The sequence below is a fragment of the Dyadobacter sp. BHUBP1 genome (assembly GCF_050587785.1).
GTDB lineage: Bacteria > Bacteroidota > Bacteroidia > Cytophagales > Spirosomataceae > Dyadobacter.
In genome coordinates this window covers 847,237-855,887 of record NZ_JBOBIH010000004.1, presented here as the reverse complement: position 1 = coordinate 855,887, position 8,651 = coordinate 847,237, and the positions used below count along the sequence as shown (strand labels likewise).

The window sequence follows — 8,651 nt, the reverse complement described above, 5'->3', positions numbered from 1 at the left end:
CGCGGTCAAGACAAAAAGAAGAAGAACTGGATAGCACTAGCAATGCGTTACTTTACAATTCTATCTGAGAATATATAAATGCCGTAAAAACGCCGCTATCAAATGCGTGGCCGCAACGTTAATTTTACCGGAAACAACTTCGAAATGAACAAACAAACTACATCCGGACAAATACGCACATTGCGAAAAAGCAAAGGTCTTTCACAGGAATCGCTGGCTGAAATGGCGGGCATTAATCTGCGCACGTTGCAACGGATCGAGGCCGGCGACACCATTCCGCGCGGCGAGACGTTGCGCCTCCTCGCGCAGGCGCTTGGGGTAGATGTCGAAATGTTCTCTGCTAATGCCCTTGCCGCTTCCGTCGGCATCCCGCCGGCACCGGTGGTTGATGATCCGGGCGTTTTGAAACTGCTGAATCTTTCGGCGCTGTCGCTTTGGGTAATGCCGTTTGGTAACGTGCTCCTGCCGCTTGCTTTTTGGATCTACAAACGAAACACCGTCGCCGGCGTCGCGGAATTCGGGAAGCGGGTTCTTCAATTCCAGATTACATGGACAGTACTTACTTACGGAATCGCATTTACCGCCATGTTCTCGGCATTTTTCGGCCACCTTGGCATGCCGCAGTTTGCCTTGTACTCCACGAGTGCGTTGTTGGTGGTTAATACCATTGTAATCATCCGGACGCATTTCCAGATAGGACGCAGGAAAGGCCGGATTTTAGGTTTGGCCTGACATATTCGCCCAGCCTCTCCATTTTCTGGTTAGATAATTTCAAAATATGTGAAAGAATACCCGGAGAATATCCACCGCTCCCATTATTTCTCAATTCATGAAAATCTGATATCAAAGGGCAACCTGGCTTGCTTTTCCCTGCAATAACATGGCTGTAAGCTTCCTCCGCAACCGTTTTATGAGGCATTCTGAAACTTTTCAGTTGCTGCATAATGGAATAAAGCCCCTTCATTGATTCGTAAACAACAGGATCGGAAGCAATTCCCCGGGTTATAATGGTATCGATGCTTTTGTCGATCAAATTGGGCTTATTTTCAAGTCGGTGATAGATCTCCCGCATCTCCCAATGGATATACGGCACGTAGGTTTTCTTGAATGTATTGTATTCTTCATCCATGCAATTACTACTCCAAAGCAAATGATCAAATACAAACATCGGCATCTCGACGGCACCCGGTCCCAGATATTCACGGTCGCCAATCATAATCGGATCGAAATACAAACGGAGCTCTTTTGAAAAATAAGACAGCGATACATGGCGGCGCGCGAACACAATTCCTTCAATCACTTTTTGAAAGTGAATAGTGATCCGGTCGCAAACAGCCTTAAAAGCCGCCGATTGAATGGGAATGCGGTGCAGCTCGACTAATAAATAAATGGCCTTCACCAACGGGTTCATCGCCATTGCGACGCTCTCTATCAAACATTGCTCGTCAAGCGTGCCTGTATAGGTCCGCCTTCTTGTTCCGCACGGGTTCCAAACCGTGTAATGCAGCAAAGTATCGCGCGGCGGCAGAAATGTTTTTTCAGAAAGCATTGTCAGGGTTATTTGCAGATTTGGAATAACAGAACACGGCTCGACACGGTGTCTTTTAAGCGAACCCAGCAGGAAGCCGACGTCACGCACTGCGGCATTTGCCTCGTAATAATCCCAACTCCGCACATCCGCTTCCGAAGGCATGATTTGGTTCGCCAGTTCAATCAATGCATTAGCATTATGATTTTTATTGAGTTGAGGAATAACAGGAAGTAGATCATCTGCATTCAGCGGATCAAGGCTGGCAATAAATTCATTTTCATCGATTTGCAAATTAATTTTCGCCGCAGCACAGTCAGATGGTCTCATGGATACAGTAGTTTGATTAAAAAACAGAACCAATTCCCAGGATATGCACCCTGTTGTTTGGCCACGTTAAAATCAAATCTGTACCATTTCAGAAAGTCTGCCTACCGGGAAAGAACCATCGGTTAACAGTAAATTAGCCAATGGCAAATGCGTGTCGGATTATCAAACCGGCGTCTGAAATTTCCCGGAAAACTTTGGGTACTTATTCTACATCATCCCTCCCGGAACGACACTGTATCGCTCCTTCCAGTCAGCTCCCGGCATTCCTATTTACAAATGCAGCACCACCAAGGCCACAATCGCCGGCAGCGCCTGCACGAAAAAAATCTTTTTACTGGCCGTCACCGCCCCGTAGATCCCGGCAACAATCACACAGGTCAGAAAGAAAACACCCACATATAAACGCCAGTGGTGGTCCTCAATCAGCAGCGACCAAATCAGCCCCGCAGCCAGGAAGCCGTTATAAAGGCCCTGGTTAGCAGCCAGCGTTTTGGTAGGTTTGAAAAGCTCGGGTGCGAGTGACCCCTTAAAGGTTTCCTTGCCTTTGGTTTCCCAGGCGAACATTTCGATGTAGAGAATGTAAAGGTGTTCCAGCGCGATTAAGGCGACCAGGATGGTAGCGAGTGTTTGCATGGCAGCTAATTTGGAAAAATGATCATTATTAGATTTTGCTTTAAGGAATTTGGAGCAAAATTTTCAGCTTGGAATTCATATCATTAAGCTCGTGAGCTGATAACCTACCCAAAAGCCCTTTTGCCAACCTTCGATCCAGGGTGGCTATTTTACCCGTCCTGACAAGCGATGCTGATTTTAAACCATTGGTGGGATTTGGAGCAAGCAAGACGTCGCTGGGCTCCGGCCAGCCGATTTGACTGGTTATAAAACAAGTAGTGATATCGATCCTGTCTGCCGCGAGAATAACCGCGGGCCGCAGTTTACTTCCTGACAAATCGGTAAATGGGAACGGAATGAGTACAATATCTCCCTTAACCATTGTACACTTCTTTCAAATCAGCAATAGTATAGAGATCCTCTTCGTCCCTCAGAAACTCGAATGCAGTACCTTTTTCAACCAATAACTGAATCCCTGCGGCGAGCTGTTGTTCTTCATGACGCTTACGGACAAACTCAGCGAAGTCCGATATTTCCTCTGCCTTGTCGACAGGAAGCTGGTTAATTGCCTCCAAAGTACGTTCGATGATCGCTTGTTTCGTCATGGTTTTACAGGTTATGTATCCAAATATAGCAATTTCCTTTATCTTGCCAGCCACTTTTCCCATTCACTTCTACTCACTGACCAAAGCATGAAAAAACACATTCTCGCTTGCCTGCTCCTATGCCTGTACACACTCGCGCATGCGCAAACACCCGACAAAAGCTTCAAAACCGACGACCTCATTATCCAGAAGGTCAGTGACCACGCATATACCCACCTCACCTACCTGCAAACGCAAACTTTCGGCAAAGTCCCCTGCAACGGCCTGATCGTATTCGATGCGGGCGAGGCCGTGATTTTCGATACGCCGGCGGACGATGCGACGTCGGAAAAGGTAATCCGCTGGGTCCAGGATAGTTTGAAATGCAAAGTAAAGGCCGTGATCGCGACCCATTTCCACGAGGATTGCGTGGGCGGGTTGAAGGCTTTTCACGAGCACGGAATCCCGTCCTATGCGACCAACAAGACGATTGCATTTGACAAAGAACACAATTTCCCTGTCCCTCAGAAAGGTTTCGACGACAAACTGAACCTGAAAGTGGGCAAAAAACCGGTCGTAGCCGCATTCTACGGTGAAGGACATACGCGCGACAATATCATCGGCTATTTCCCGAGCGAAAAGGTAATGTTCGGCGGTTGCCTGATCAAGGAAGTCGATGCGACGAAAGGTAACCTGGCAGACGCCAATGTTGATGCCTGGTCCGCGACGGTGACGAAAATCAAAGCGCAATATCCGGATGTGAAGGTCGTGATCCCTGGCCACGGCAAAATCGGCGATACCGCTCTGCTCGATTACACCATCAAACTATTTGCTCAAAAATAAACCGCAGCGCGGTTCCCTGTTTGTAGCAACCAAGTCGGTTCAACATAGTTTCAGCTCCGTAGGAGTTTCCTTGATCAATGCGGATCAGAAAGCTCCTACGGAGCTGAAATCGTTATTTGGAACTTCGATGCTATAAACAGGGGGCCGCTCTGCGGCCCAGGCGGTCGGTGATCGATGGTCGGCGGTCAAAACCGCCCCACGTCACCCTACCGCAAAACGCCCTATTTCACCCCTTTTCCCGTCGCAGCCCAGTAAATACCGCCGTAAAGGTGGTCGAGGAACGACTGATCGGAGTAAACCAGGCCGATGTGGCCCAGGCCGGTGTAGAATGCACGGCCGCCGTCGAAATTGTGGTACCATGCAATCGGGTGGTCGCCCATGCCGTTGCCCTGGCTGGTTTTAGGGTCGTAAGTTTTCTCGTCGAGCGTGATGAGCACTTTCAGGTCGTCGGCGTTGAGCGGCTTTTTGTATTCATACCACTCGTCGGTCCAGAGCATACGCTTAGGGAAGCGCTCCAGGCCTGGGAAATTGCTGTCTTTCACATCCAGGAAAGCGGTTTGCTGTGCCGGATGGGTTTTAAAATAGGCTCCTACCAGCTTGCCATACCAGGGCCAGTCGTATTCCGTATCCGCCGCCGCGTGGATGCCCACCCAACCTTTTCCGCTTTTGATGTACTTTTCGAGCGCCGCTTGCTGCGTATCGTTGAGGATATCGCCCGTTGTGTTCAGGAAGATCACTACCGAATAGTTAGCCAGGCTTTTGTCATTGAAAACATCGGCATTCTCCTGCCAGTCGACCGAAAAATTATGCCTTGATGCCAGGTTCCTGATCCCGGTCACCCCTTCGTGAATGGAAACATGGTGAAAACCCGCAGTTTTGGTAAAAAGCAACGCTTTAAACTGCTGCGCATGTGCTGTAACCGCGCTTCCGATCAGAAGAGACAGGGCCAGTATTTTTTTGAACATGATTGTAATTTGGGTAAAGATGGAAATAGTATTTAAAACAAAAGGGGCTTGAAATTTACTGATGCGGTCATGGCAGAGCTAGTCAATTCTGTAAAGACGCCTCTGATTTAATGCCAAAATCGGAGCTAACATTAAAATGAGTGCCTTTTTAATGTGAGCTCCAACCGCTCGTTATAAAAAAACCGAAGGATTACCGTGGTACTAAAGGTTGAGAAACGACGCAGCCGACCCCACAATGGAGCCGGCTGCATCTCAATTACATCCAAACAAACTACCGCCCCATTTTCAGCCGCGTCTGCGCGCCGCCGCTGACATCTTTCAGCTCCACTTTCAGGCCGCCTTTCACCACATTTCGGTCGAGCACGAGTGTGATGGGTTGAATGCCTTGCGAAAGATCGGCGGTGATGGTGCCGTCGGAAACTTTCAATGCCTTATTACCGTTGTAGGCGGTCACGCCGGGGCTGTTTACAGCAAATGTTACAGGTCCCTTGGTCAATGCTTCGATTTCGAAACGGACAATGCTGAACTGTTTGCCGGCGCTGTTTCGCATTTCGGCCAGCTCGTCGGTTGGGAGCTCGCCGGAGACTTTGCTATACGCGGGCGAAGTGATCACTTTTGCGCCTTTGCCAGCGATAACCGGGCCTCCGTCCATCGAGAATTTACTGGCCAAATCCTTGCTCAGCTCGATCGTCTCCCACCTGCGTACGTAGCGCGTCGCGGGCACCCGGAAGTCGCCTGGTTCGCCTAGTTTCGTCAGGAATGCCACGAGGTTTACGAACTGGTCGCGGTCGAGGCTGGCGGTGAGGCCGGGAGGCATGAGTGAGCCGGGGACTTTTTCCATCACCTGAACCTGACTTTTGGCAATGGAAACCTCCTTGCCCGTCACGTCACGGATCACAATATCGTTGGCGCCGTCGGAGGCCAGGTAGCCCATCAGCTCAGAGCCGTCTTTTTTCACGACGCGTTTCAAATCATAACCTTCTTTAATGGAAGCACTTGGATACAGGATCGATCGGATAATGGTTTCCGCCGGCGAACTGGTACCAAGGCTGCTCAAATCCGGGCCTATCAAGCCGCCTGCCCCACCAATCGCATGGCATGTGGTGCAGCTCGACTCTGCCTTGCGGAAAATCAGTTCTCCTTTGGCGGCGTCGCCTTTTTCACGGGCCAGCTTAGCGAGTCCCTCTATCGTTTTGTCGTCAAGGTCCTGCGGCATTTTAGGCGCCGGCAACGATCCACCCGATGCTTCCAGGGCCTTTTTCAATGCAGCAATTTCATCAATGCTCTGGCGCGTCCAGCCGGCGCGCTGTTGCACGAGCACCCGTCCCCGCTTGGCGAATGCCTCCGGAATTTTCTTCGCCGCAATGGCCTCGGCCAATGCAGCCGCACCGGAGTTCGAAGGAATGAATGCCAGGAAAAGCTCCGACACGTCGGCATCCGCAGGCAGCGAGCGCATGAGCTCCGCACTCACGCGTGCGCCCTCTTTTTCATCCAGTCCGGCCAGCTGTGCGGCTGCGATAATACGTACTTCCGGCGTATTTTTCGCGCCTGTCAGCTCGGTTACGAGCTGTAATGCTTTGGGTTTGTCAATGGCCCCCAATGCACCCAGCGCTGCTTTTTTGGTAGCCGGGTTACCACTCTGGATCAGTCCGGTCAGCCGGTCGTTCAACGAGGCTATTTTCCAGAGGCCGATCAGACGGATAGCGCTCAGGCTTACCGCTTCATCCTCATTCCCAATTAATGAACCAATGCGCTCTGTGTTTTTGTTCGGGATCACTTTGCGCTGGTTGCCCGCCTCTTCCAATGCAGCAAGTTGCGCGGCCGCATTCTTATTGTTGTTCTGCACAGCCAGGTCGAGCAAAATATTGAGGTCGGCGGGCTGGCCGAGACGCGCGATGGACGCAAGCACATCCTTCTGATAGTCGTCAGGGACCTGACCTTTTTGGTACAACGCAGTCAGCAAAGTCGCGGCATCGGCACTGGTAGCCGACTTCAATGCATAAGCCGTCTTTTTCGCGTCGCCCAGCAGGTTGGCATCCGTTTTTAATTTAGGCAGCCATACTGGTTCCAGTTCGCGCACGGTTTGCCACAATGCGAAATCCAGGAATTCGTCCATCTGCGCGTCGAGCACGGTTAATGCGGTTTTCGCGGCTTGCGGTGTTTTGGTTTTGCGCAATGCAATTACGGCTTCCAGGCGCACCTGCGGATGCTCATCTCCAACAGCTTTGGTCAGCAATGCCGGAGTATTCGAAACTTTGGGATACCAGAGCGCCAGCGCACGCAAAGCAGCAGCGCGCACATTGTGACTTTTGGCATTCAGCAAATTGAGCAGCACCGGCTCATTCACGGTTTCCAATGTTTGGTATAACCATAATGCTTCCAGCAAATTATCCTCATATTTTGCGTCATTTTTGTCCAAACCAGCTACCCATTTTTCCAAAGCAGGAAGCACTTCCTTTGCACCGCGGGCTTTCAGCACTTGTTTTGCTTGTAGGCGTGTCCAATCTTCTGGTAACTTCAATGATTCGAGCAATTCCGTTACGCTCGCTTTCCCGAGCTGAGGCTTTTTCACCAACGGGCGGTTCTTGGCTACAATGCGCCAGATACGGCCGTGCTGCTGATCGCGGCGGGGATCGTGGAAATCCACTTCACCGTGCTGAATAATGGGGTTATACCAGTCGGCGACATAAATAGCGCCATCCGGACCTACACTGATATCCACCGGACGGAAGGCCACATTGTCGGACCACATCAAGTCGTCGGTCTGTTTCGACACATAACCGCTCCCCTGCTCTTCCAGTTTGAAGCTGTTAATGCGGTTGGCACGGAAGTCGTTCGTGATCATGCGGCCTTGCCATGCGTCCGGCAAATGCCCGCCGGAAACCACATCCAGGCCGCTATGCTTCGGCTGGCCGGGGTTAAGACCGCGCAGAATGCGTGCAGCACCGGGTGCAGTTACAAAGGTCGCCCCCGGGAATGCATAGTTAATACCCTCACCACCAGCACCATCCGTCAGGAACGACTGCCCCCAGCGGTCGAACTGCAGGCCCCAGGGGTTCACGAGCCCGCGTGCGTATACGTCCATATCCAGGTTGCGCGTGTTAAGCTGCCAGACACCGCCGCCTTCGAGGCGTTTGATACCAAATGGAGTTTCCACGTGGCTGTAAATGTAGATCGACTGGTTGAAATACATTCTACCCTCCGGGCCCCAGCGGAAAGTGTGGATCAAATGGTGCGTATCGCCGGTTCCGAAACCGTTCAGGATACGGCGCTTCTTGTCGGCCTTGCCATCGCCGTCCGTATCCGCGAAATGCAGGATCTCCGTCGAGTTGGCCACGTAACAGCCCCCGTCACCGGGCAGGATACCGGTAGGCTGGATCAATCCTTCGGCAAAAATGGTCGATTTATCGGCCTTGCCGTCGCCGTCCGTGTCTTCCAGGACGAATATCTTATCGTTAGCCGATTCACCCGTTTTCAAATGCGGGTATACCGTGCTGCTCACCACCCAGAGGCGGCCTTCAGTATCCCAGTTCATCTGGATCGGCTTCGCGACCATCGGATCGGCAGCAAATAGCATTACCTCGAAGCCCTCGGCTACTTTAAAGGATTTCAGTTCCTTTTCAACGTCGGGATCCAGGTTAAAGGGGTGCAGCTCAGGCTCGGTTGAGGAGGTTAGCAGCATCATGGGAAGGAGCAATGCCCCGTAGAGTAATCTTTTCATATTTGGGCTGTCGGCCGTCGGCTATCAGCTTTCGGCTTGTTACAAATCTTGCGGTGCTCTGCACCTTG

At 51.3% G+C, this 8,651-nt stretch carries 8 protein-coding genes; 2 read left to right on the top strand and 6 right to left on the bottom strand.

From position 1 onward, the window contains the following. Positions 1–144: 144 nt before the first annotated feature. Positions 145–732 carry a helix-turn-helix domain-containing protein gene (locus ACQ4MZ_RS19890; RefSeq protein ID WP_430847706.1) on the top strand — a complete coding sequence of 196 codons (588 nt, stop codon included), beginning with the start codon at positions 145–147 and terminating at the stop codon, positions 730–732. Here ACQ4MZ_RS19890 and ACQ4MZ_RS19885 read toward each other — a convergent pair. The 4 genes from ACQ4MZ_RS19885 to ACQ4MZ_RS19870 all read right to left on the bottom strand — a co-directional run bounded on the left by ACQ4MZ_RS19885 (position 674) and on the right by ACQ4MZ_RS19870 (position 3,075). After that, a complete protein-coding gene (locus ACQ4MZ_RS19885; protein ID WP_430847704.1) occupies positions 674–1,822 on the bottom strand; it encodes a monodechloroaminopyrrolnitrin synthase PrnB family protein in 1,149 nt (382 codons plus the stop codon). The two genes, ACQ4MZ_RS19890 and ACQ4MZ_RS19885, sit on opposite strands and share 59 nt — an antisense overlap. A 306-nt stretch (positions 1,823–2,128) precedes the next feature. Further along, a complete protein-coding gene (locus ACQ4MZ_RS19880; protein WP_430847702.1) occupies positions 2,129–2,491 on the bottom strand; it encodes a DUF1304 domain-containing protein in 363 nt (120 codons plus the stop codon). Positions 2,492–2,531: 40 nt separating this feature from the next. Beyond that, positions 2,532–2,852, bottom strand: a complete 321-nt coding sequence (locus ACQ4MZ_RS19875; protein ID WP_430847700.1) for a type II toxin-antitoxin system PemK/MazF family toxin — start codon at positions 2,850–2,852, stop codon at positions 2,532–2,534. Continuing rightward, a complete protein-coding gene (locus tag ACQ4MZ_RS19870; RefSeq protein ID WP_430847698.1) occupies positions 2,845–3,075 on the bottom strand; it encodes a hypothetical protein in 231 nt (76 codons plus the stop codon). Before ACQ4MZ_RS19870 ends, ACQ4MZ_RS19875 begins: the two co-directional genes overlap by 8 nt. 87 nt (positions 3,076–3,162) lie before the next feature. Here ACQ4MZ_RS19870 and bla point away from each other — a divergent pair, with 87 nt between their 5' ends. After that, positions 3,163–3,897 (top strand): subclass B1 metallo-beta-lactamase, encoded by a 735-nt coding sequence (gene bla / locus ACQ4MZ_RS19865; RefSeq protein WP_430847696.1) that lies wholly within the window; start codon positions 3,163–3,165, stop codon positions 3,895–3,897. Between the two features lie 221 nt (positions 3,898–4,118). Here bla and ACQ4MZ_RS19860 read toward each other — a convergent pair whose 3' ends face one another. Both ACQ4MZ_RS19860 and ACQ4MZ_RS19855 read right to left on the bottom strand, forming a co-directional pair. Then, positions 4,119–4,862 carry a ThuA domain-containing protein gene (locus tag ACQ4MZ_RS19860; protein ID WP_430847694.1) on the bottom strand — a complete coding sequence of 248 codons (744 nt, stop codon included), beginning with the start codon at positions 4,860–4,862 and terminating at the stop codon, positions 4,119–4,121. A gap of 271 nt (positions 4,863–5,133) precedes the next feature. Further along, positions 5,134–8,583, bottom strand: a complete 3,450-nt coding sequence (locus ACQ4MZ_RS19855; protein WP_430847692.1) for a PVC-type heme-binding CxxCH protein — start codon at positions 8,581–8,583, stop codon at positions 5,134–5,136. Positions 8,584–8,651: the final 68 nt, after the last annotated feature.

Excerpts from the sequence above, each read along its gene's own strand:
- ACQ4MZ_RS19870 (WP_430847698.1), bottom strand. The coding sequence starts at position 3,075 with ATGACGAAACAAGCGATCATCGAACGTACTTTGGAGGCAATTAACCAG.
- ACQ4MZ_RS19860 (WP_430847694.1), bottom strand. The coding sequence starts at position 4,862 with ATGTTCAAAAAAATACTGGCCCTGTCTCTTCTGATCGGAAGCGCGGTT.
- ACQ4MZ_RS19875 (WP_430847700.1), bottom strand. The coding sequence starts at position 2,852 with ATGGTTAAGGGAGATATTGTACTCATTCCGTTCCCATTTACCGATTTG.
- ACQ4MZ_RS19855 (WP_430847692.1), bottom strand. The coding sequence starts at position 8,583 with ATGAAAAGATTACTCTACGGGGCATTGCTCCTTCCCATGATGCTGCTA.
- ACQ4MZ_RS19880 (WP_430847702.1), bottom strand. The coding sequence starts at position 2,491 with ATGCAAACACTCGCTACCATCCTGGTCGCCTTAATCGCGCTGGAACAC.
- ACQ4MZ_RS19890 (WP_430847706.1), top strand. The coding sequence starts at position 145 with ATGAACAAACAAACTACATCCGGACAAATACGCACATTGCGAAAAAGC.
- bla (WP_430847696.1), top strand. The coding sequence starts at position 3,163 with ATGAAAAAACACATTCTCGCTTGCCTGCTCCTATGCCTGTACACACTC.